Source organism: Xenococcus sp. PCC 7305 (assembly GCF_000332055.1).
GTDB lineage: Bacteria > Cyanobacteriota > Cyanobacteriia > Cyanobacteriales > Xenococcaceae > Xenococcus.
This window is the reverse complement of sequence record NZ_ALVZ01000211.1, coordinates 34,167-58,339: the sequence shown is the minus strand read 5'-3', so window position 1 is coordinate 58,339 and position 24,173 is coordinate 34,167. Positions and strand designations below refer to the sequence as shown.

The following is a 24,173-nucleotide window of genomic DNA, read 5'->3' as shown; positions in this document are numbered from 1 at the left end:
CATAGTTTTGACCACTGGAGACAAAAATCATCTACGTCGCAAAAAATTGCTGTGATATCTAATCTTGATGTCATCATAAAATTAGCTGAGATTCTCTAATTCTGCTTATTATGAGTATACAATGTCAGCCTTTCTTTTCTCTCAAATTTTCGTCGAACTCACGTTGAGCAAAATCATTACTGAAGCTTTCAGCTAAAAATTTGCAGACATTATCATACATTTATCGATTATAACTGTCAGTCTCCTGTCAATTCTAATCAACTGCCCAAACCAAAGAACAGTAAGATTTTTGGTAAGACTGTGGCAGAGGCTTGAGCTAATTTAGTAGCGGGTTCGATACCTTCAGCAATTACCTTAAGCCCACATTTCGCACGTTATATTAAACTTTATGGTCTGAATGTGCGTCCATATATTCAAGTGCTGCATCAGCTAAAAACCCAGATCGGGTTTGATGTGAATGATTCGCAAAGGAATCAATCTTACCCAATATTCGCTCTGGAATTGTAATATTAACACGTTGAATTTTTCCACCAAGTTTGGATAAATCTACCTCAACCAATGCCCAAGTTCCACCTTGATAATCTGGCTGTGAAACATATTCCTCGATGTCTTTTGCAGTTGGCAAATCTTCTTCATCAAGAAGTATTCCTTCTACATGACACTCAATTGCTTCAACAGCATTTTGCACAGCTTCTTTCATACTGTCCCCAGCAGAAAAGCAGCCAGGTAAATCTGGAACAGTTACGCATCGCTTGAGGGAGGTCGAGATGAATTCTGTGAATTTTGCTTGATTTTCTCTTCTATTGTCGCTAATCGCTCGCTCAGAACTGTTACCACTGCTTGTACACTCTTTGGCGTGGCATCCCCATCTGATTTGGCAATTTTTATTCCCGCAATTTCAATTTCTCCACTCATGTTCCTGATTTTAGAACAGGATCTCCCTTTTTACTCACTTTTTTTCGTTACAGTCTGGGACCTTTACGAGATTTTTAAATTATTACTACTTTAAAAACAATTGATAGTTAACAGCTTATAAACTACTAACTATCAACAAAATACGCTAGAGGTTATTTAAAAATTGCTTCTTGATTACACATTGGGATCAAAAGCACGAGATGGAGTAATAGATAAGTCAATACCTAATTCAACAGTACGTTCTGAGCTAAAACCGCTTCCTTTGGCCTTATATGTTGTTTTTCCAGCTTTTAAATAAGCAGGGCCGCCACAGGTTTTAATCAAATCAGTGCCATTTTGTACTTTTATATCGCTACAACCAAATTCACGGCTTCCATCGGGTCCAGTAATTACGATGTTATTAATTACTCCACTTTCCCCTTTAGGTAAAGAAACTATTGCAGAGCCAACTCTGGCATTGCTTTCAATCTTTGCAGGAACATCGACCTTAAATGAGCCTCCTTCAATTGGAACATCAAACATTCTGATAATTGGAGGAATGCTAATTTGTGCGATCGCATTTTGAGATAAGAAGAGCAGCGAAAACGCTAGAGTAACAGCTACAACCTTCAACGACTGCAACAATTTTTTTGATAAGTTCATATTAATTTTCCTGAATTAATTAACGATTTTTTTCTTGTAGAATCTATGTTTTAAATCAGACCCGACATTACTTACTTATGAAAATCACGACAATTTTATGCATTTAGATACAATTCTTCACGTAGTGCAGAAGACAATATTTAATTGAGCAGGAGGTAATCGGACAATGGATACCCTAGAAACTTATCGACAGTATATTCAGGAAATTATGACTGAACATGTTTTAATTATTTAAAGATGGTTTAACAACGGAAATATAAGGATTTACCAGATATTTATTGGCTACAGATTTCGCCTCTTGAGAAGTAACTTGCGCGATTGATTCTTGAAATTGGCGATCAAAATCTATACCTAAACCTAAACTTTCATACCAACCATAAATCTGGGCAATTTCACTATTGGTCTGCTTGCCTAACGCATATTGACCTAAAAGTTTATTCTTGGCTCCCTGTAATTCCGATTCACTGAGCTCGATGTTGCTTAGTCGCTCAACTTCTTCCTGTAGAAGCGCGATCGCGATTTCCGTATTTTCCGGCGCTGTCCCCATATAGGTTACAAAAAAAGCAGGTTCTAAACGAGTGGGGAAAAAAGCTGAGACATCATAGGCTAAGCCGCGTTTTTCTCGTAATTCCACAAATAAACGGCTAGAAAGCCCATTTCCTAGATAGGTACTCAACAACTTTAAAACAGGGTAATCGGCACTATCTACTGCTGTGCCAAGATATCCCAGCATGACAATGGATTGCTGAGTTTCTTGTTGGGTAACTACTTCTGAAGGTTTAGAATTAATCGCCAGAGGCAGATTGATCGCAACTTTCGTATCAGGTATTTGCCAATCACCAAACATTTCCTCAATGAGGCGAACAGTTGATTCTTGGTTAATGCGACCAGAAACACTAATAGTGAGGTTATCGGGACGTAAATAGGTCTGATGATATTCCTGAAGATTACTTTGCTCTAATGGGGAAACTGTATCTTCTGTCCCTAGGATCGAAACTCCATAGGGATGTTGACCATAAATATGGCGTCGCAAGGCATCGAAAGCGACATTGAAAGGTTGTTCTTTTTGTGAGCGAATATTTTGTAGAGTTAATTTTTTCTCAAGTTCCACTTCCTCTATGGGGAAACTAGGAAAACGAATAATCTCGCTCAGCAATCTTAAAATAGGGGTAAAATCTCCCGAGACTGCTTTAAGACTCAATAGGAAATAATCTGTTCCCGCATCGGCACCCAGACTAGCTCCTATGGATTCTACTTGTTCAGCAATCTCTAAAGCAGATAAGTTCCGAGTTCCTTTGGTCATTACCGAGGCGACCAAGTTAGAAAGACCTGCGCGATCGCGACTTTCTACAATAGAACCAGCATTTTTAAAAAAGAAACGACCTGCCACCAGATCTGCCGCTTGATTTTCTACGATCAAAAGGGTGATTCCATTGGGGAGGACAATACGGTGAATATTTTGCTGAGCAGAGTGAGTTTTCAGAGACATTAAAGATTTCAACAAGGTTTCAATATCACACTAGCATAGCGCTCGGGGGACAAGTATAAATCCGCAACCTGCTGCAATTTTTCTGCTGTGATTTTCTTAATAACTGCGGGGTAAGAAGTACATTGGTCTAGCGTTGCGATCGTATTGTAATAACCATAGATGCCTGCCAATTGTCCTGGGGTTTCTGTAGAAAATATATAGTCGTTGAGGAGTAAGCGCTTGGTTCTAGCCAGTTCAACTTCCAGAAGCGGCTCATTAGCCAATTGCCAAACGCGATCGCAGATAATCTTTTCTACCCTATCTAAATATTGAGGCTCCAACCAAGCAGTAATCGTAAACAGACTCGAATCTTTTTGAAGGGAAAACTGACCACAAATATCCAAAACAAGTTGTTTTTCTTCTCGCAATTCTTGCACCAATCGAGAACATTGCCCGCCAGCAAGAATCACAGAAAGCATGTCTAAACCGACCCCAACTTCGAGATCCTCAATACCAGGGCCAATCCAACCCATCAATAAACGAGCTTGTTCAATACGGGGCAGCTGCAATTCGTGACGACGAACCCCAATTAATGGCGGTTCTGCTTCTATCGGCGATCGAGGACATTCCGAACGGAGACTAAACTGAGAAAAAGCTTGATTTGCCATAGATACCGCAGACTCGGCTTCAATTCCCCCCACTAAAACCAGAGTCATATTTTCCGGTTGATAATGGGTGCGATGAAAACAGCGCATTAAATCTGGAGTGTGCTGCATCAAGAGATCTACGTCTCCTAAAATCGATCTTTTGTAAACATGACTCTGATAGAGAGTTTGACACAAAGTTTGAAAACCCAACCAATCAGGATCGTCATAACTAGAGCGGATTTCTTCTAACACAACATCTCGTTCACGAATAAATTCTTCATCGGGAATACTGGCTTGGAGCAGAATATTCGCCAGATAAGGTAAAGTTTCTGCGATATGACTATTCGCCGTAGTTAGATAAAAATGAGCATAATCATGGCTAGTCGCTGCATTAGCAATCCCTCCCGTATTCTCAATCACCCAGTCGAACTCTCCAACTGCGACCTCAGGAGAACCTTTGAAGATCATATGTTCTAGAAAATGAGCTATTCCTGACCAAGATTCCGGCTCTGCACTTGCTCCCGCTCGAACCCAAACATCCGCCACAACCACTGGAGTAACCGGTAAATGTTGATGAATTAGGGTTAATCCATTGTCCAAAGTGAATATCTTAGCTGGCAATTCTGCGAGTTCTGGACTTGGCAATAGCTGTACCATTAATTGTTACTATTTTTGTAATATTAGACTATGGTAACTTTTGGTGATCCGCCCAACTTGTCAAATTTGCTACAAAATATTGTCCAAATTATAAAAATCGCGATGCAATTCGCCCATAACTGTGATGAAGATAAAAAAAATATTACCGCCCCGTCAATTCCTCTGGTCAATACCAATCATCGTTAGCGCTGTTTGTTGTGTTGCTACTCTTCCTGCGATCGCACAAGAGGAAGTTTTGCGGACTCTAAGCGTAACAGGAACAGGCATCGAAATGGTCTCAACAACCATTGCTGAAGTAAATTTGGGGGTCGAGATTCAGGGAAAAAATGCCGAAGAAGTACAGCAAGAAGTCGCCGAACGGACATCGGCAGTGGTAGATTTACTAAAATCTCGGAATGTCGAACAGCTAAAAACTACTGGAATTCGCCTACAACCCAACTATCAATACAGCAATAACAGCCGAACTTTAGTTGGTTATGTTGCGACAAATACCGTCAGTTTTCAACTCAAAACCGAACAAGTTGGAGTTTTGATAGATGAAGCAGTCAAAGCTGGAGCCACCAGGATCAATGGTATTCAATTTACAGCAACAGTGGAGACCCTAGCCGCAGCCCAAGAAGAAGCACTGCGCAAAGCAACTTTAGATGCTCAGGCACAGGCCGATGCTGTTTTGCAAGCTTTAAACTTTACTGCTCAAGAAGTTATAGGAATCGAAATTAATGGAGCCAAGGTTGCGTCTCCTCCTGTTGTTCGTGGCGAGCGATTATCCGCCGCCTCTGCGGATGTGAACACGCCAGTCATTGGTGGTGAACAAAAAGTTTCGGCCTTTGTAACCTTGCATATTAAATATTAACTTAGATTGATTTAAGCAAAATTCCTACTAGACTTATGGATATCAGCAATTTAAGGCAAGAATATACCCTCAAAGGTCTTAGTCGAGAAGAACTTGAGGGTGATCCCTTTAAGCAATTTGAACTTTGGTTTCAACAAGCTTGTGCTGCCAATCTCCCTGATCCTAATGCCATGAGTTTAGCCACAGTTTCCCCTACCTATTCACCTTCACAACGGATGGTGCTTTTAAAATATTTCGATCACCAAGGATTAGTCTTTTTTACTAATTACGAAAGCACAAAAGCTCTGCAAATCGAAGCTAATCCCCAAGTATCGCTGTTGTTTTTCTGGAAAGCTTTAGAACGTCAGTTACAAATCTCGGGAACTGCTGCCAAAATTTCTACTGCCGAATCTCTAAAATATTTTGCGACTCGCCCCAGAGGTAGTCAAATTGGTGCTTGGTGTTCTCAACAAAGCTCGGTTATTTCTTCTCGTAAAATGCTAGAGCTAAAATTTGATGAGGTTAAACGCAAGTTTCACAACCAAGAAATTCCCATACCTTCTGCTTGGGGTGGTTATCGGGTTGTGCCTGCTCGTTTTGAGTTTTGGCAAGGCAGAGCAAATCGACTACACGATCGCTTTTTATATTCTCGCTCTGATGCTAAATCTTCTTGGGATATCCAAAGATTAGCCCCTTGAGATTAAGGATTTTGGTTAAAACATGAAAGAATTTTGGACTAATCTTCTTTGCTTCTTTCTTTGCGTCTTTGCGCCTTTGCGCGAAACGAATTCATATCTGGATTCAACAACGCCAGGATTTTAAAGTGTTACGCGTTAGGAAGCAGGTAATAAAACAACAAAGAGAAAATCTTTCTTATAACCTAAAACCCAACACCTAACACCTAAAACCTAAAATAAATTCCCCAGTCTAAGATGCCGTCGCCAACAAGCCACTATGTCTCAATAATGGTTCGGTTTGAGGTTCTCTTCCACGGAATTTTTTGAATACTTCCATCGGATGTAGGCTGCCTCCCAAAGAAAGAACGGTATCACGATATTTTTTGCCTACCGTCGCAACAGCTTCTTCATTGTCCAAACCAACTTCCTCAAAAGCGGCAAAGGCATCAGCACTAAGGACTTCTGCCCATTTATAACTGTAATAACCCGCTGCATAACCGCCAGCAAAGATATGTCCAAAGGCACAAAGGAAATTATCTTCAGGCAATGGTTTTAATACAGTAGTATTCTCAGCTATTTTATGACGAACATCACTAGGAGTTTGGGAGCCGCCTGGTTGATAACGATGATGCAGTTCAATATCGACTAATCCAAAATGCAACTGACGCAACATTCCAGAGCCACTCATATAATTTTTCGCAGCGAGCAGTTTTTGATAATATTCTTCGGGTAAAGTCTCACCAGTTTCATAATGTTTAGCCATTCCGAAAAGGGTCGGGCGATCGTAACACCAGTTTTCCATAAACTGACTAGGCAATTCCACCGCATCCCATTCCACGTTATTAATCCCTGCGGCACCAACATAATCAATGGTGGTGAGCATATGTTGTAAGCCGTGACCGAATTCATGGAAGAGAGTGGTTACTTCTCCAAAGGTCATGAGACTTGGTTTATCTTCTACTGGGGGAGTTTGATTACAGATTAGATAAGCGACAGGAAGACGAGTAGAAGTTTTCCCCTCTATTGTCATTTTGGCCCTACCAACACAATCATTCATCCAAGCTCCACCGCGTTTTTCCGCTGGGCGAGAATAGGGGTCGAGATAGAAGTAAGCAATAGTTTCATCCTGTTCATTATTAATTTGGAAGAAACGCACATCTTCATTCCATACTGGGGTTTCTCCGTCAGCAGGGGTGATTATTACGCCAAAAATTCGCTTCGCTAAACCAAATAAACCCTCCAAAACTTGAGGCAAGGGAAAATAGGGACGCAATTCTTCTTCTTTAAAATCAAATTTGGCTTCTTTTTGCTTTTCAGACCAATAGGTTGTATCCCAATGCTTGAGCTCTGCTACTCCTGCAAAAGCTTTTAATTCTGCAAATTCTTGCTGTGCTGCATCGTAACTGACAACTCGCAGTTCTTCGGAAAGTTTATCGACTGCTGCAACATTAGGAGCCATTTTGCGAGCTAAGCTAAGTTCGGCAAAACTTTCAAAACCGAGAATATTGGCTTTTTCTTTTCTCAATTCTAAAATGCGATCGATATTGGGATTATTATCTAATTCTCCACTGGAGGCACGAGAGAGAAAAGCTTTATAGAGTTTTTCTCGTAACTCACTACTAGTGGCATATTTCATGAAGGGGATGTAGCTAGGATAGTCCAAGGTCACTACCCAAGGGCCGTCTTCAGGGGTTGCGGCTTCTTCGCCTTCTGCTTTAGCAGTTTGTGCCATCAAACCTAAAGCACTACCGGGTAAACCTTCAACATCTTTTTTGTCAGTAAGTTTTAGTTTAAAAGCTTTGGTCGCATCAAGAACGTTATTAGAAAATTTAGTGGATAATTCTGCAAGTTCTAATTGAATTTGGTTAAATTTGTCTTTGGTTTCGCCTTCTAGTCCGACACCAGATAGTTCAAAGTCTCTGAGGGAAGATTCGATAATACGTTGTTGGGCAGGCTCAAAGTTATCCCAGTCTGAACTGTTACGTAGTTCTTTAAAAGCTTCATAGAGAGCTTTGCTTTGGGAAAGTTTATTATAGAATTTGACAATTTCAGGTTGCATTGTCTCATAGGCTTCTCTGAGTTCGGGGCTATTTTTCACGCCCATGAGATGCCCGACAATACCCCAACTCCAGCCGAGTTTTTCTTCCATGGCGGTAAGGGGTTCGACTAAACCTGACCAACTGGGGTTTACATTGGCTTCGAGGTTGGTTAAATCTGTTTCTAGTTGTTTAAGTATTTCGGTTATGGCTGGAACTACATGGGATGATTCGATTTTGTCGAAGGGTGGTAAGCCTTTGCCGATTAATAAGGGATTTTCTGTAATGGTTGCGTTTGTCATATATGAGATATTGTGATTTACATCTTTAATATCTTTTGACTGTAACGCGATCTGATTGGAGAGTGAAAGAGATAGAGAGTTGGGATAACCGAAATATACTTTTTGATGAGAGTTATTTTGCCAATGTCCTTTGTTCATAAGCATCTACAATCGCTTTAAACTGATCTGCATGCTTATAAATTTCGTCCAGTTCTACAATAGAAACTTTTTCCGAACTTTTGTCTCCATTGATATCTATTGAATAAATTTCTAATTTCCTGTTTTTCGGATTATTAAAATGTAAGCGTACAATTTGTCGGCTACCATTATTGTCTAAAAGGATATTACAGTAGTTTTGTGTATCTCTATACGTAATTCTAGAAGGTTTTACCACCGAACTTAAAATTCCTCTGAGAATGTAAAATCCATCCCGTTCATCTTCAGTAAATTCAGTTTTTTCTCCTGTATGTAAGTCCTCTAGATCATCTTTTGGGTCTACTTTAGGTGGATTAACAGCATCATCCAAAAGATTTTTCATCTCTTCAGTAATGAACTCCTTAATTCCTCTGAGAGTGTACCCAAGAAAATCTTGTTTCAATCTACCTGTATAGGCATTTTCAGGGCATAATTCTCTGAAAAAATATTTCGTAAATTCATCATTTGGTGCTTTTAACTGTTGCCTTAAAAGAGCTTTTATTCCACCTACATACTTTAATTCTGAGGCAGAGCTGATAGCATTACTAACATCAAAGGCAGATTTGGTTAATTTAGACAGTTCTTTAATAACCGATTCATTTAAATTAAGTAAGTCTATTACAAGAAATGGCTTTTTATCCATTCTATTATTCCTATCAAGATCTGCAAAAAAATGATATACAACCCCATCTGTTAAAACGCCAATGCGAGCATCAGTAGACGCAAAATAGCTAAATAATTGGGTGTAATGCCTGTCATGGTTAATGTCTATGCCATAACATTTGCACTCCACTAAGATTACTGGTTGACCATCTTGAAGTATCGCATAGTCTAATTTAAACTTCTTCGATGCTCCTACATTAGCATCATATTCAGGTATAAGTTCATTAGGATCAAACGGGTTGTATCCTAATATCTGCTGAATAAAAGGCATTATTAAAAAATTCTTAGTAGCTTCTTCTGTCTTTATACTGTCTAATTTCTGTGGAACCGAAGCTGCAAATGCTTTAACACGATCAATGAAATCCATAAAAATACGCTCTTATCTCTTGTGTGAGTAGTAAATAAGTAGATAAAACTATTATTCCCAAAACAAGTCAAATCAAGAACAAGATTTATAGTCAGTCAATAGCGAAAAATATCAAAATTAATCTCTAGAATTATAATCACTGAAACATGAGGCTATGCAAAGCGGAGCTCTTCGCGATCGCGTACACTTGCGCTATCCAAAAAGGTTAAAACATTAAGTCAACGTCAGTTCGACGAATTTTTTGTTGATTAAATTTCCCAAGTTGAACAACGAAGTAATAGGCTTTTTCCTAAATCCCCAAATCCCTAAGTCCCTAGATCCTTACTCAGAACTAGTAAATTTTGTACTCATCGAACTTACGTTGAAAGAGATTCCCCCCTGCGCGATCGCCATTATCAATTTGCACTCCATTATCAAGAGGAGTCAAACTAGTGTTTGTTGTGCCGTCAACAGTAATTTGTGCTGTGGCGGCAAAAGTTAGAGCATTACAAAAAAATAAGCCAGAAATGAGGGAGTACAGAGTTTTCATGGGGGAATCTGCTGAGTTTAACTCGTCTCATATTATCTCCAACTACACCTTTAGAATCAAAAGTTTTCCTAAAAGCAAAATAAATAAGAAGTAAATTTAAACCTTCTGCCCTCTGCCTTCAAGGACGAAGTCCAATAAAAAGACCCGAAATCCACGCCTGTCCTAAGCATCCCGTATTGCTGCTACCGTCAGGTCCTGACAAAGTTTGGGCGTTAAAACTGCGTGGGTCCGAGTCAATTAATAAGATAACATAATTGTGGTTGTCGTTACAGAATTTAGTCAATTCTCAATCGAGAGTCAAAAACTTCTCCAAAGCTTCAACCATTGCTGGAGGCCAACGACGAATGCTGGCAACCCAATCCAAATTTTGATAGCGAGGATCTAACCCGACGGCTGCAACCCAATTGCTTTCGGCTTCTCCTTGTTGCCCATCCACCCAGAGTATTGCGGTGATCGCAGCTCGCACATCGGCAAAGGTGGGATATTTGCGAACCAAATTTCTGACCTGTTGTAAGGCATCTTTGCGATCGCCAAGTTGATAGGTGACTAGGGCAAGATTAGAGCGGGCCGTAGAAAAGTCAGGAGCGATCGCGGTAGCCTGTTGATAATCAGCTAAAGCATCCTGCCATCTCTGTTGTCCAGCCGCAGCATTACCGCGATTATTGTAGGCCACAGGATCTTGAGGATCAATAGCTAATACTCGATTGTAGTCGGCGATCGCATGGGGCCAATCTTGTTTTAACTCATAAGCAATGCCCCGATTGAGATAGGGATCGGCATATTGATCCGTAATTGCGATCGCCTGATCAAAATCCGCGATCGCAGCATCCAATTTATTCTGAATCACCCGAACATTGCCGCGATTACTCCAGACCGCCGGGTTACTGGGAAAATCAGCGATTAATTCTGTCCAATAGTCTTCTGCCTGGGCAAAATCACCTTGATTAGCAGCTTGAAAAGCTTTTTTTGCGATCGCGTCTCCCTGTTCGAGTTTCTCTTGGCTAATATAGACCTTATCTGATTGAGCAAATGCGGGGGCATTGATCCCCCACAATGAGCACAAACCGATTAACAACAGACATATTAACCAACGGCGCATTACACTATCTCCCAAAGAAAATATACCTAAATCAATGTGTGTTCTAGCCCTCTGAATTTTTTGGCACAAAATTGAGAGAGACTCCATTAATACAATAGCGTTGACCTGTAGGTTTGGGGCCATCGTTAAAGACATGACCAAGATGTCCACCACAATTACTGCAATGAACCTCTGTTCTGACCATGAATAAGGAACGATCTGTGGTGGTCGCGATCGCGCCTTCTACGGGTTGATAAAAACTAGGCCATCCCGTGCCACTATTAAACTTAGTTTCCGAGGTAAACAATATTGTGCCACAGCCGGAACATTCATAATGACCTTCATCATAAACTTTGTCTAGAGGACTAGTGCCTGCTCTTTCTGTACCATGCTTGCGCAAAACGCGAAACTGTTCTGGAGAGAGAGTTGCTTTCCATTCTTGTTCGGTTTTTTGAACGTCGTATTCGTTGGAAGAGATTGCCATAATGGGGATCTTAAAATTTTTTAAATTTGCCTTACTGTTAAATTATTGCAAGATCCTGATTTCTTAACAACTTTCCCCCATTGCAACACACATCTGATTTGATAATCCAAGAGTTTACTTTACAACTGCACTGAGACTTGCTTAGCTGGAGATTGGGTTTTAATTCAGGGGAAAATAATTTTGGGTGTAGAACTGCGCAGTTACGTTTATTTGGATCGCTTACAATCACAACATGCAGCTTATATTGGCACTGTAGCTTTGGGCTTTCTACCTCTTCCAGGAGATGCTTCTTTGTGGATCGAGATTTCTCCTGGAATTGAGATTAACCGCATTACGGATGTGGCCCTCAAAGCTGCCGTTGTGCGACCTGGGGTGCAATTTGTTGAGAGATTATATGGTTTGCTAGAAATTCATTCCAATAGACAAGGAGAAGTCAAGGCTGCGGGTAGAGCTATTTTAGAAGCCTTGGGGGTAAATCAGAGCGAGGGACTCAAGCCCAAGGTGGTTTCTAGTCAAATTATTCGCAATATCGATGCTTACCAAGCCCAATTGATTAATCGTAATCGTCGAGGACAATTATTGCTCGAAGGACAAACCTTATATGTGTTGGAAGTACAGCCCGCAGCCTATGCCGCTCTGGCAGCAAATGAAGCAGAAAAAGCCGCTTTGATTAATATTTTGCAAGTAACTGCGGTGGGAAGTTTTGGTAGATTATATTTGGGCGGAGAAGAAAGAGATATTATGGCAGGATCAGCCGCAGCGTTAGCGGCGATCGAAAGTGTCGCAGGGAGAGAAACTTATCAAGGAAAGAACGAATAATCTATCATTGACGGGCTACCCCGCACCGCCGCCGCCAGGCACAAGGGAACGCCATTAACCATTAAATATTTTTCTTTCTTGTTCCCTGTTCCCTATTCCCTATTCCCAAAAAACTCGGGTTTATTGTGCCACACGAGTACAAGAATTGCTATAACACATCTAACATTCAACACCATATTACTCAATATGAAAATTGTTTGCAGTCAAAGTGATCTCAAAAGTCAGCTTGCTTTTGTGAGCCGTGTCGTCCCTTCTCGTCCTGAACCAATAGTCCTAGGAAATGTTTTACTCCTCGCCGATGAGGCAACCCAAAGAGTCACCTTGACTGGATTTGATGGTAGCTTGGGGATTCGCACTAGTTTCCCCGCCGAAGTTAGCGCCAATGGCACCATTACCTTACCTGCAAAGTTTTTTAATGACATTGTGTCTCGCCTACCAGAAATGGAAATCACTCTTTCTTGGGGAGAAAGTGATGAAGAAACTGGTGGTTTAGTGGCGATTTTGAGTTCAGCTTCGGGGAAGTTTCAACTTAATGGCATGGACGCAGCAGAGTTCCCCGAACTGCCAATTGTTGATAATGAAGATATTATCGATTTGCCGATCGCAACTATGCTAGAAGGCTTAAAGGGTTGCCTGTTTGCCGCGAGTACCGAAATCTCGAAGCAGATTCTCACAGGAGTTCACCTCGCAGCATCAGAAGATAACAAGGAATTTCTTGAATTTGCGGCAACTGACAGTCACCGTTTATCGGTTTTGCAAGCTTCCTTGACTAATGATCAAGATACGGAAGATGATGCAGGAGCCAATGCGATCGCAGAAGATCAACTGATGATCAACCTGGCAGATTTTTCGGTAACCATTCCCGCAAGAGCTCTACGGGAGCTGGAGAAAATGCTGACCGATGGCAGCCACACCAGTAAAACCGTGAAAATCTGTTATGACGAAACCCAAATTCTGTTTGAACTTGGCGATCGCATTTTAACGACGATGCGCTTGACCGGCACTTATCCTCCTTACCAAAGATTAATTCCTGCCAATTTTACGCGAAATCTAGTTTGCGATCGCAAAAGCCTCTTAAGTAGTTTAGAGCTAGTAGCCGTCCTCGCACAAAAAACTAACATCGTTAAATTCACTTTAAATGCTGCCAATAGTGAACTTATACTTTCTGTAGATGCCCAGGATATTGGCAGTGCAACCCAATCATTACCCGCAGAAATTACGGGGGAAGATGTTGATATTGCCTTTAATATTAAATATCTGATGGATGGGCTCAAAGCCTTATCGGCAAACGATATAAAAATGCAATTGAATGAATGGAATCAACCAGTAATTTTCACGCCAGTAAATGGCTATCTTATGACCTATTTAGTTATGCCAGTTCAAATCAGGAGCTAGACATAGGAATTTATGCTCTCTATCTACCAAATCGACGCCATTCTCTAAGGGTTCAAACATTTATTGATTTTCTTGTAAATCATATTAGTCAAGAATAAGAGCAATTGCCATAATTTTCAATTAGCTATATTTGACAAAGCAAACTCAATAATTGCATCTTGATTGACCATTGTGGCCAATTCTTCTGGTTCGTAACTTCCCGATGCTACTTCTAGAGAAGCTAAATCCAAAGCATTAGGATAGGCTGCGACTAGAATTTCCTTTAACTCTTCCAAGGGTACGTAATAGCCACCAGCTTTGCGTCGTTTATTAGCATTGAGAATTTCACGAATTGAATTACGAATCGAAACATCCCAGGATTTAGTAGTTCTTTTTTCTGCTCGTTGTTTAATCAGGTGTAGAAGAAGAATAATGGCATAGCTACGAATTTTATCAATAATCGCTTTGCGTCCCATTTCTTCTAAATCTTCTACTAAAGCAAGAGAACCCCTAATATCTCCTTGTAGCAATAATTGTTTGAGGTCTAGTAATTCTTCCATAATTTAATGGTAAATCTAGATAGCAAAAATAGAGACACAGTCTAACCATATCTCTATTTTCATGTTGTCACTAAATTGTAAGAACTAAACTTTAGCTTCTTCTTTCACTAACTTATCCCATCCCAAATCTTTGAGATTATTATTGCGACGCAGAGGACGAGTTGCCAACTCTAAAATATCTCTAGCATTGGTAAAACCGTGAATTTGAGCAAAAGTGAATTCCACAGACCATTTAGTATTGATGCCTCTAGCTTCTAAAGGATTAGCATGGGCCATACCAGTAATAACAAGATCAGGCTGTATGTCTTTAATCCGTTGTAGTTGATTGTAGTTATCGGGTTTTTCCACAATAGTTGGGAGAGGAACGCCCATGTCACTACAGGTTTTTTCCAGCAAGTCCAACTCTGCTTTTTGGTAACGCTTATCCATATAGGGAATTCCAATTTCAGGACAAGTCATGCCACACCGAATCAGAAAACGAGCTAAAGAAACCTCCAAAAGATTGTCTCCCATAAAGAAAACAGATTTACCGCGAATTAGCTTAATATAATCTTCCAGATTTTCCCAGATTTTCGCTTCTCTTTCTTCCAATCCTTGGGGTTCAATGCCAAAGACGGAACAGATTTTCTCAATCCAAGCCCGAGTGCCATCAGGTCCAATGGGGAAGGGTGCACCAATAAGTTTGGTTTTGCGACGACGCATCAAAGTTGTTGCCGTGCGAGAGAGGAAAGGATTGACCCCAGATACGTAATAACCTTCTTCGATGACAGGTAATTCGGTAAAGCGTTTGGAAGGCAGCCAACCAGATACTTTGACACCTTGTTTTTTCAGTTCCAACGTCAGGTTTGTAACCACAGGATCGGGCAAGGAACCAAATAAAACCAAGGGAGGATGATCCACATATTCAGCGTCGCCTGCTGTGATATCTTCTTTCTTGCGTCCAAAGTTCATTAATTTGGAAATCGCATTGCGCTCAGTTTTTTCAGCTTCTTCTTTGGGAGCTTCTTTCGGGCATTTATGCGCCATTGCCGCGAGTACGGTGTCTTCTCCTTGGGTGAAAGCATAATCTAAGCCATTCGCCCGAGCTGTAACGATGGGAATACCGATTTCTGCTTCTAATCTGGGAGCTAAACCTTCGAGATCCATTTTGATGATTTCTGTGGTACAAGTCCCAATCCAAACAATCACACTGGGGTTGCGATCGCGCTTAATTTGCTGACATAATCTTTTTAACTCTTCGTAATCATTGAGCTTGGCAGAAATATCTCCTTCTTCCAATTCCGCCATAGCGTAGCGAGGCTCAGCAAAAATCATTACTCCCATAGCATTTTGCAGGAAGTAACCACAGGTTTTGGTGCCAATTACGAGGAAAAAACTATCTTCTATTTTCTGATATAGCCAAGCAACACAACTAATGGGACAAAAGGTATGATAATTTCCAGTTTCGCATTCAAAGTTCAATGCGCTTGGTGTTTCGGCAACGGTCATGTTTTTATATTCTCCTCTATACTTCTTTTTTTAAGATGCTGACTGATAAAAATATGTACGGGCGAATGGCCATTCACCCCTACCGATGACTGATAACTGTTAACTGATTTAGACCATCATTAATTCTTCTTCTTTGGGCTTGGTGGGATTGAGATAGAAATCGGATAGCAGACTAAATAATTCTCTGTCTTGTGACTCATTGGGGACAACTCCTTCTGGTTGTGCCAAAATTTGGTCGGCTATGTTGAGATAATAATCGCAAACGAAACTAAGAGCAGGATCTTTATCTGCCATCTCAAATAGGGTTTTTCCTTTAACCCGAGATACTCGAATGTCTTCAATTAAAGGCAAGATTTCCAGTACGGGCATAGGAACATGGGAGATATATTTGTCTATAAGATCCCGCTTAGAAGTCCTGTTCCCAATTAAACCTGCAAGACGCAGGGAATGAGTTCTCGCTTTTTCTCTAACCGAAGCGGCAATCCGATTAGCAGCAAACAAGGCATCAAAACCATTGTCAGTAACGATTAAGCAATAGTCGGCGTAGTTTAGGGGTGCAGCGAATCCTCCACAAACTACGTCGCCAAGAACGTCAAAGAGAATGACATCATACTCATCAAAAGCATTTAACTCTTTGAGCAGTTTGACAGTTTCCCCGACAACATAACCACCACAGCCAGCACCAGCAGGAGGGCCCCCAGCTTCAACGCAGCTTACTCCACCATAACCTTCATAGATAACGTCTTCGGGCCAAATATCTTCATAATGAAAGTCTTTTTCTTGTAGGGTATCAATAATCGTAGGGATTAAAAAACCTGTAAGGGTAAAGGTGCTGTCATGTTTGGGGTCACAACCAATTTGGAGAACTTTTTTGCCTCTTTTGGCTAAGGCTGCGGAAATATTACAGCTAGTTGTAGATTTGCCAATTCCGCCTTTGCCGTAAACTGCTAATCTTATTTGTTTGCCCACGTTGTTAATCTCTCCTGATTATCTTCCCTCCTATGACCAGAGGAAATTGTTTTAAATTTGTTTTGGTTCGTTAAGTCAATTATTTACTTATTAATACCGAAAAATAAAGCCTTGGGAAGATTCAAAATCAAACTTAATCGGATTATGTAGTTTCTAAAAGTATCATGAACATTTGAAATACTTTGAGAGACCTTGTCAGAATATATAATATGCCATAAATAAATTTTATGTCTTATTTTTATATAAATAACAACAAAAGACAAAATACTGAATATTTCTCAAAAGTGCGATCGCAAACCCTGAGAAATCAAAGATAGCTCTTGAGTATTTATCACTAGAGCACCAGGACTACAGATCGCTGTGATCTTTGTTTTACAAGACTTGAGAGTTAATCAGGCTACTGCATAATTTACCTACGATCATGACTGAGATGAGAATTAAAATTTCGCGGAGACAGGTAAATAATCTTTTTTGTAAATTAAGAATAAATTTTGCAGTTACCTAATCAATTAAAGATGTAATCTGAGAAAATTCTCAGTATTTTCTGGCTGAAGTCTCAGGGAAAAAAGAGAAATTGGAGACAAGGCAGAGAACATAGATCAAAAGTAAGAGATTATTTACTGTTGATTGCTAATGCGATCGCAATTTATGACGATGAAATTAACTATCGAACAAGAATTTGAAAAAGAAAACTTAAAACGCTATTTGGAGGAGCATCCAGAGCAGGCCAAGATGGTTGTCTGGCAATTGTTCGTCAGGATGATTCGAGGCCATCAAAAGCATCAAAAACTAGAATCGCAATATGACGATTTACTTCAAAGATATATAACCCTTCATGATGCCTATCTGGCAAATCTTCGGCTAATTCGCCAAAAAACCGTTGGACAAGCATCAAACCAAATCCAACTGCCAAATTTCAGCCAAGAACATTAAATAAAGGCAGAAGGCAGAGGGCAGAGGGCAGAAGTTCGCTTTTTCCTGATGTACCTTAAGACCGAGGAGAGTGTACGTGGCAAAAATCAATTAAATAAGCACGGCAGTTTTTACCATGCTGACAAAATTAGATAGTATTTGTAGGCCAGCGTCAGAAGATTTTTCCGGGTGAAATTGGACGGCCATTAGATTATCTTTTGCGATCGCAGCTGTAAAGGTTTGGGAGCCATGGGTAACGGTGGCAGCATCAACAACCTTATCTATCGGGTCTACATAATAAGAATGAACGAAATAAACATAGGAATTAGGATCTATGTTTTTCCACAAGGGGCAACCTGGTTGGGTCAGCTCCAATTGATTCCAACCCATATGGGGAATCGTAATTCCTGGTTCGCTCCGAAAACGCTTGACTCTCCCAGGAATGATTCCCAATCCCGCTTCCGAGCCTTCTTCTGAGCCTTCGAAAAGAATATGTAAACCTAAACAAATTCCCAGAAAAGGCTTTCCTGATGCGATCGCCTGTTTGATGGGTTCTGCCAACTTGCGATCGCGAATATGCTGCATTGCGGGATCGAAAGCACCTACTCCAGGTAGTACTACCGCATCTGCTTGGGCAATATCCTCCGGGGAATCGGTTACATTGGTGGTTGCCCCTGTTTTCTCTAAACCTTTACAAGCAGAATGAAGATTCCCCATATCGTAGTCAATTACTGCGATCGTCGCCACGCTCTACCTCATTGAATTATTACTTCTTGAATTAATTATAGACGAGGGTAGAAGTCTCAGAATCTTAATTCGTACTCCAAAATCGTACGACTCTCATCGTCAAAGTTGGTAGAACCTCGTAGCACAAAATTCTCGTTGAAATTGTAGCGAATCCCCACTTGCGCTGGAATCTCACCAATATTGAGGATTTTCAGCACAGAAAAGGAAAATTTATCGGTAACATTAATTGCCAGTTCCCCAGCCAAGGCATCACGGCGATCGCGTTCTTGATCTTCATCAATGATTTGTGTCGGGAAAAGTCTGACTTCACCAATGGGAAAAATATCATTAAACTCTGAATTCAAGCTACCAAACAATGCCGAACCTGCCAAATTTGCCAACCCCAAAGTGCTACTTCCTCTGCCCAAGGTGTCCACAAAACCACCACCTAATAACGCCAAGATTTGCGTTTGACTGCGGGGAGGACTACTAGTAAGTTGTATTTTATTAGCAATCTGACTCGCTAACCCTTCAACCTTAGCTGAAATGCGCACAGTGTCGAGAGTGCCAAGGCTAAAGGTAGGATTATCCTCAATTTCTGAGGACAAAGAGTCTCTAACAACACTATTTTGCTTAGTTTCGATCGCAGAACCAACCAGATCAATATTTAGAAAAGGATCAAGTCCGTTGCTACGGGTAAATCGGGCTGTGTTTTCCTCACCCTGCGCCAGGTTTAGCTGAGTGGTGAAGAGATTCACCTGTCCTCGTTCGACATTAATCGTGCCTTCGGGAAGGGGCTGAAGGAAAGTCCCCTCAAGATCAAGGGTTCCTGTGGCAAAGAAGTTTAAAATAGGAGGCTGACTGATCTTAATATTTTTTCCCAGCTGAAGTTGTAAGTTTTTATATTCGACTGCTGCAGCTAATCCCTCTTCTTGAGCTGAAATTCTAGAATCAGTATTGGAATTTGGATTATCTTCTTCTGTGTTGGAATCTGGATTCTTTTCTTCTTCTTCTGTATTGGGATCTAGATTATTTTCTCCAGGGTTGGAATCTGGATTATCTTCAACAGGAGCAGTGGTATTGCTGAGCAAAAATATGCCATCTTGTAAGTCGATAGAGCCTGTGATATCAGGTTCAGTCGCTGTTCCCAAAATTTGTAAACTTCCTTGGACTCCACCTTGATATAGTCCTTTAAGGTCGATCGCCACATCATCAAGATTAATTGTCAGAGGATTTTCTTGAATGCTATCGCGAGTTAAAGGAATGGTGCCTCCGGCGGAAATTTTACCTCCACCGAAATTACCAATAAAGTTTTCTACCGAAATGTGGTCCAAATCAAAATTAATTTTGCTGTTAACCTCGGTTAGTTGCTCATCGGGCAAGCTTCTGACCTCTATTTTTCCCTGCTCAAGATTAACTGTGCCTTCTGCTGTCAGCTGACTGGCTTGATTTGTCGTTTGATCAAACTTCCCTTGTAAATCTAAGACGACTTCTCCCTGCCCATCGAGCCAATTAATTTCGCCATTTGAGAGGATATTGATAATAGCTAGACCATTGTCTTTAATATTGAGACTTGCCTTAAGGCGATCGCTTTGTGGTGGGGTACTAGCAATGGGCAATTGATAGGGAATCTGGCCATTAATAGTTAAAGGTTCGGCTTCTGGCGCAACAATACTACTAGCACTAAACGTTAAAAGGGCATTATTGTAATCGAAATAGGCTTCGGTCGATTGAATCGAGTCTTGATTGATGGTCGCATCGCGAATGATTAATTCTCCCTTCCCTTTGGGGTTTTCCTGCTTCCCAGTGATTGTCGCTTCGGCGTCGATAGTGCCACCGAAAGCAATTTCAGGGGGCAGAGTCACCACTTGTTCAATTAGTTCAATCGGAATATCATGCAGATCTACTTTGCCCGAGAGATTTTCTCCCCCTAAGCTTCCGGTAATAATTAGTTGGGGTTGCAGGATTTCTTGGTTCCTAGTATTCAGGGGGCGTTTATCTGGGAAATAAATTTTTAAGGGAAGTATGGTTAAAACATTGTTACGCAAATCTCCTTTTAGAGTTATTTCCTCCGCAAAAATATTGTCTTCCAGTGATTCTCCTGTTTGACGCTTCGCCCATTGCCATTGTCGACCTTGGAACTGGAAGTCTGCGGTAATACCCTGATTGAGAGAACCTGAAACTTCTATTTCGCCATTGAATCCACCTTTGAGATCTTTTAGTTCTGGGAGAAAAGAGGATTCTTGTCGTTCCTGCTCCAGCTTATCTAAGTTATATTGGGTTCTCGATAACAACTCTATTTCCTCCCACAATGATTTGGTATTTTTGCCAATACTTGGGGGATTAGTATCAAGTTCCAAATCTGAGAAATCACTATATTTGCGATCGCCGGAAAAATTGCCGATATCTCTAAGCTCAAAAATTTCTAGGGCGACTAAAACATCTTGTATTTCTCCTTTTTCGACTGAGACAATACCATTCACTCCAATATCATCGTCTTTTTGGATAACATCTCCTTTTAATTGATAAACACTACTTCCTTGGGTAAACTTGACATCTTCGATGGCGAGATAATTAGTAGCGTAGTCAAAGCTTCCTGTAACTTGACTCCCATTAAAGCGACCGAAAGTGGGGGAGGTAATCACCAGGTTTTGCCCCGAAGTATCGAGGGTATTAAGATTGGAGGTAAAATCGCCGGATAGTCTCCCCAGTAAGGGTTGAGCAGCAATATTTTCGGGAATATCGAAATCAGGACTTTTGAGCGCGATGATTTTGAGCAATTCTAGGGGGAAGTTGGTTACTTCTGCTTGCAAGATCTCTTGTTTTCCCTTACCGACCACAGAAAATTCTGGATGTTGTAAAGAGAAAAACTGAGGCAGAAAATTGCGATCAAGTTGTAATTGGATTTGTTGGTTTTGCTCACTCAAAGATTCTCGCAAATCTAAATTAATTCCCGAGTTGGGATTAATTTGCACTGTACCCGACAAATTTTCGGCCAGAGTATAGGATTCGACAACAAATTCACGCATTGTCAGATCCCCATCAATATTCATTAATGAGGGCGTACCACTCAAGCGACCTCGAAAATCAAACCTGCCAGATTTAGTTAAATTGACGGCCCAGCTAGGAAGAGTAAGTTTGAGTCGATTAATATCAATCCAATTAGCTCTGGTGACATCGAATTCAAAGTAATTAACGGCTGCTAATTTATCGGGAATATTATCAAAGAAGCTTTCATCTAGTTCGATAAAACCTTTGGTATCAAGGTTATCTCCTGTAGCTTGGAGAATATCTAAGCGAGAGCCATCCCAAATAACCTCAGCCGTAAAAGCGTCTTCGAGCAAATCAATACCACGACTAAAACTGACATTCCCGATCGCCGAAATCTCAGTGGGATCTATTTTTTCCACCTGCCCCGCAACATCTAATTCTCCGGTTAGATTTCCTTCAAGAATCAAATCATCAGAATTGGGATCGGCAAATAAACTTAGATCTACTCCTTGGGGAATAATGATTGTTTTAAAATTACCATCTGCGATCGCCAAATTCTGGGCCGCAAAAATCCCTTCCGGCAGTGTTAAACTGCCATCTCCGGTGGCGATAATTCCTGAGGGAGTAATATTGTCAATGGTTCCCGAAATATTAAAATTGCCATTGATCAAACCAGCAAACTGTTCAGGAGTTGTGGAGTTTAATTGTTTGAGTTCTAAATTTTGGGCATCTGCGATCGTGCTCCAATTATTCCCTGTGACTCTCAAATCAGATAGACTCAGGTTTCCTGTGGCTAATTGGAGATTTCCTTCCCCAGTTATCGTAGTTTCTGTTCCTGGAGCTTCACTGACTTTTCCCGTCAAAAAGACATCACCCTTAATTTGATCATTAAATTCGGCGGGGACTTCAGGGAATAATTGCCTGAGTTTGATCTGATTAGTCGTAAAATCACCTCGCCAAATGCCAGATGCTAGATTAATTTGAGGAGATAGAATTGTCCCCCCAACTGTCTTAACCGTAGCTGTTCCCTCAGCAACCACAGTTTGGAGATTCGGATCATTGATGTATCCTGTGGCACTGAAACTTCCGTTCACTAAGCCCGCACCAATAGTTTCGGGGACATCTTTACCGAAAGGCAGACTATCAAACCTGACATCAGATGCCAGAATTTGCGATCGCCATTGCCGATCTTGATAGCTTAGATTATTGAGGGTCACGAGCCCCGCTCCGAGAACAAAATTCCCCTTGCCATTGCTAATTTGAAAGGTGCTCAAATCATCGGCGGAAAAATCAAGCTGAGCCTTCCCGTTAACTAAACCAATCTCTAGAGGTAGTTTGGTGTTGTAGCTTTTGGCAATTTCTTCGCTAACTAAATCTGACCCTTGAACATTTAACGTAACTTTCTGGCTGGCATCGAGTTTAATCAGTCCCTGAGCTTGTATTTTTCCTCCTGGTTCGGGTATTCCCGTAAAATCTTGGATCACAAGATTATTTCCTTGAAGCACCAAATTGCCCTGAACTTTTTGGAAATCAAGTTGGTCGATTTGAGTCTTTGTTGTGCTAGCAATGCCAAACTCGATGCGAGGATTCTCTAAAACTCCTGACATCGCTAATTCCCCGACGATTTTACCTGTTAGGGGAACAGGAGATTCCAAGTCTAAAGCTGCTAAAACCTGATTGCTATCTATAGGTTTAATTTTGGCATTGAGATTATAATTTCCCTCTCCTGCAATATCTAAAGTTCCATTAGCGACTCCTGGAACTTCTCCAAAGAGGGTTGCGACGCGTTCTAATCTGAGTTGAGAGCCATCAAAATATAGTTGACCATTACTTTTAGCAAAAGTATTAGTTAAACCAGGAATGCCCAGAGTAATATCATTTAGTTTAATCTTGCCATCAAGTTCAGGAATTGGCGCACCTGTGAGTTTGACCCCTATTTTGCCGTTGACATGGCCTTCTTCCAGGGCGATCGGTAAAGCTAAAAGATTTTCAATTTCTGTGGCGGGCAATTTTTTGCCATCAACTACCAAATCAATAACATTATTGATCGCTTCTCCCGTAACCTTAACTTTTCCTCCCTGGTTTAATTTTCCTTGAACTTTAAACCTAATCAACCTGCCATTATTAAGAAAATTGACTTTTCCTGAATTGAATTTGGCCTGCACAGGAGGATTCAGTTTTTTGGTTTCCGGTTGACGCGCCACCAAAGTGATATCAGCTTGTTGGAGGTTGATCGCCTTGACATCAATTTGAATTCCTTCCCCAGAGCCTTCTCCCGAGCCAAAATTAGTAGGAGTCCAACTTCCGCGATCATTCTGTTCAATATAGAGATTCGGACGAATGAGATTTACTTCGAGGGGCAGGTTTTTTTTTATAATAAATGGAATTAAATTAAACTTCACACCCACCGCATCAATCTCGGCACGGTCTGGATTATCTGGAGTTGCCGGTAATGTGCTTGGCCCAAAACGAGCTGACATTAAAGATAATTTTTGCAAATCGCCAATAGTGACCGGACGATGTAGGTATTTACCCAGTTCTACTTCGATCAGGGGAATTAACTTTGTTTGAACAAAATACCAAGCAACAACAGAACCAGTCCCATAAAGACCTAATAAAACCAGGAATGCGATCGCCAACCAGTTCTGCCACCGTACAGTTTTCTTGAGAGATTTTTTGTCTTTTTGGCACTCTTTGGTCGGCTTCATTAATTATGCGATCAACATTAAATTAAAAATAGGATTTTCCCAGTACCTCAGTCTTCTCGTCAATCTTATCCTAGGTTTCTCAATCTTTTCTGTACTTGGTTTGCTTTTCCTCGGACCTGGCTCTTCAGAGCTAATTATGAACCGATTGTAAGTCT

20 protein-coding genes and 1 other RNA gene are annotated in these 24,173 nt (G+C 40.9%); 5 read left to right on the top strand and 16 right to left on the bottom strand.

The genetic code is table 11. From position 1 onward, the window contains the following. Positions 1-379 precede the first annotated feature (379 nt). The 5 genes from XEN7305_RS17790 to XEN7305_RS17775 all read right to left on the bottom strand — a co-directional run bounded on the left by XEN7305_RS17790 (position 380) and on the right by XEN7305_RS17775 (position 4,329). On the bottom strand, positions 380-700 hold the full coding sequence (locus tag XEN7305_RS17790; protein ID WP_006510878.1) for a type II toxin-antitoxin system HicB family antitoxin: 321 nt from the start codon (positions 698-700) through the stop codon (positions 380-382). Between the two features lie 41 nt (positions 701-741). Further along, positions 742-915, bottom strand: coding sequence for a DUF6444 domain-containing protein (locus XEN7305_RS29120; RefSeq protein WP_006510877.1), 174 nt, complete (start codon positions 913-915; stop codon positions 742-744). 174 nt (positions 916-1,089) lie between these two features. Continuing rightward, the gene (locus tag XEN7305_RS17785) at positions 1,090-1,557 is read right to left on the bottom strand and encodes a hypothetical protein (protein WP_006510876.1); all 468 of its coding nucleotides are present in this window, start codon (positions 1,555-1,557) and stop codon (positions 1,090-1,092) included. Between the two features lie 223 nt (positions 1,558-1,780). Beyond that, positions 1,781-3,046, bottom strand: a complete 1,266-nt coding sequence (locus tag XEN7305_RS17780; RefSeq protein ID WP_006510875.1) for a pitrilysin family protein — start codon at positions 3,044-3,046, stop codon at positions 1,781-1,783. 8 nt (positions 3,047-3,054) lie between these two features. Next, the gene (locus XEN7305_RS17775; protein ID WP_006510874.1) at positions 3,055-4,329 is read right to left on the bottom strand and encodes a pitrilysin family protein; all 1,275 of its coding nucleotides are present in this window, start codon (positions 4,327-4,329) and stop codon (positions 3,055-3,057) included. Positions 4,330-4,453: 124 nt separating this feature from the next. On the opposite strand from XEN7305_RS17775, the gene XEN7305_RS17770 reads away from it, so the two are divergent. Together XEN7305_RS17770 and pdxH are read left to right on the top strand one after the other, a co-directional pair. Next, positions 4,454-5,182 carry an SIMPL domain-containing protein gene (locus XEN7305_RS17770; RefSeq protein WP_006510872.1) on the top strand — a complete coding sequence of 243 codons (729 nt, stop codon included), beginning with the start codon at positions 4,454-4,456 and terminating at the stop codon, positions 5,180-5,182. A 35-nt stretch (positions 5,183-5,217) separates the two neighbouring features. Beyond that, entirely contained in the window at positions 5,218-5,859 is a 642-nt protein-coding gene (pdxH, locus tag XEN7305_RS17765) for a pyridoxamine 5'-phosphate oxidase (RefSeq protein WP_006510871.1), read from the top strand. A gap of 229 nt (positions 5,860-6,088) precedes the next feature. Here pdxH and XEN7305_RS17760 read toward each other — a convergent pair whose 3' ends face one another. From XEN7305_RS17760 to msrB, 6 genes are all read right to left on the bottom strand, one after another. Further along, positions 6,089-8,176: a M3 family metallopeptidase gene (locus XEN7305_RS17760; protein WP_040898467.1), complete on the bottom strand. Its 2,088-nt coding sequence runs from the start codon at positions 8,174-8,176 to the stop codon at positions 6,089-6,091. 112 nt (positions 8,177-8,288) lie between these two features. Next, positions 8,289-9,380 (bottom strand): type I restriction endonuclease, encoded by a 1,092-nt coding sequence (locus XEN7305_RS17755; protein ID WP_006510869.1) that lies wholly within the window; start codon positions 9,378-9,380, stop codon positions 8,289-8,291. A gap of 331 nt (positions 9,381-9,711) precedes the next feature. After that, positions 9,712-9,909, bottom strand: a complete 198-nt coding sequence (locus XEN7305_RS17750) for a hypothetical protein (protein WP_006510868.1) — start codon at positions 9,907-9,909, stop codon at positions 9,712-9,714. Between the two features lie 137 nt (positions 9,910-10,046). After that, positions 10,047-10,144, bottom strand: an RNA gene (gene ffs / locus XEN7305_RS26875) — signal recognition particle sRNA small type. Between the two features lie 51 nt (positions 10,145-10,195). After that, a complete protein-coding gene (locus XEN7305_RS17745; RefSeq protein ID WP_006510867.1) occupies positions 10,196-11,008 on the bottom strand; it encodes a tetratricopeptide repeat protein in 813 nt (270 codons plus the stop codon). A gap of 43 nt (positions 11,009-11,051) precedes the next feature. Continuing rightward, positions 11,052-11,471, bottom strand: a complete 420-nt coding sequence (gene msrB / locus XEN7305_RS17740) for a peptide-methionine (R)-S-oxide reductase MsrB (protein ID WP_006510866.1) — start codon at positions 11,469-11,471, stop codon at positions 11,052-11,054. 180 nt (positions 11,472-11,651) lie between these two features. On the opposite strand from msrB, the gene XEN7305_RS17735 reads away from it, so the two are divergent. Both XEN7305_RS17735 and dnaN read left to right on the top strand, forming a co-directional pair. Then, complete coding sequence (locus tag XEN7305_RS17735; RefSeq protein WP_006510865.1) at positions 11,652-12,290, top strand: hypothetical protein; 639 nt, start codon at positions 11,652-11,654, stop codon at positions 12,288-12,290. Positions 12,291-12,476: 186 nt separating this feature from the next. Next, on the top strand, positions 12,477-13,685 hold the full coding sequence (gene dnaN / locus XEN7305_RS17730) for a DNA polymerase III subunit beta (protein ID WP_006510864.1): 1,209 nt from the start codon (positions 12,477-12,479) through the stop codon (positions 13,683-13,685). A 116-nt stretch (positions 13,686-13,801) separates the two neighbouring features. Here dnaN and XEN7305_RS17725 read toward each other — a convergent pair whose 3' ends face one another. The 3 genes from XEN7305_RS17725 to bchL form a co-directional block, all read right to left on the bottom strand. Continuing rightward, on the bottom strand, positions 13,802-14,224 hold the full coding sequence (locus XEN7305_RS17725; protein ID WP_006510862.1) for a DUF29 family protein: 423 nt from the start codon (positions 14,222-14,224) through the stop codon (positions 13,802-13,804). 84 nt (positions 14,225-14,308) lie between these two features. Next, entirely contained in the window at positions 14,309-15,712 is a 1,404-nt protein-coding gene (locus XEN7305_RS17720; RefSeq protein ID WP_006510861.1) for a ferredoxin:protochlorophyllide reductase (ATP-dependent) subunit N, read from the bottom strand. Positions 15,713-15,820: 108 nt separating this feature from the next. Further along, a complete protein-coding gene (gene bchL, locus XEN7305_RS17715) occupies positions 15,821-16,681 on the bottom strand; it encodes a ferredoxin:protochlorophyllide reductase (ATP-dependent) iron-sulfur ATP-binding protein (RefSeq protein ID WP_006510860.1) in 861 nt (286 codons plus the stop codon). Between the two features lie 654 nt (positions 16,682-17,335). Between bchL and XEN7305_RS17710 the strand changes: the two genes are divergently transcribed. Further along, a complete protein-coding gene (locus tag XEN7305_RS17710; protein ID WP_040898452.1) occupies positions 17,336-17,614 on the top strand; it encodes a hypothetical protein in 279 nt (92 codons plus the stop codon). A 90-nt stretch (positions 17,615-17,704) separates the two neighbouring features. On the opposite strand, the gene hisH is transcribed toward XEN7305_RS17710, so the two are convergent. After that, positions 17,705-18,340 (bottom strand): imidazole glycerol phosphate synthase subunit HisH, encoded by a 636-nt coding sequence (gene hisH / locus XEN7305_RS17705; RefSeq protein ID WP_006510858.1) that lies wholly within the window; start codon positions 18,338-18,340, stop codon positions 17,705-17,707. Positions 18,341-18,396: 56 nt separating this feature from the next. After that, positions 18,397-24,018 (bottom strand): translocation/assembly module TamB domain-containing protein, encoded by a 5,622-nt coding sequence (locus tag XEN7305_RS17700; RefSeq protein WP_006510857.1) that lies wholly within the window; start codon positions 24,016-24,018, stop codon positions 18,397-18,399. Positions 24,019-24,173 lie beyond the last annotated feature (155 nt).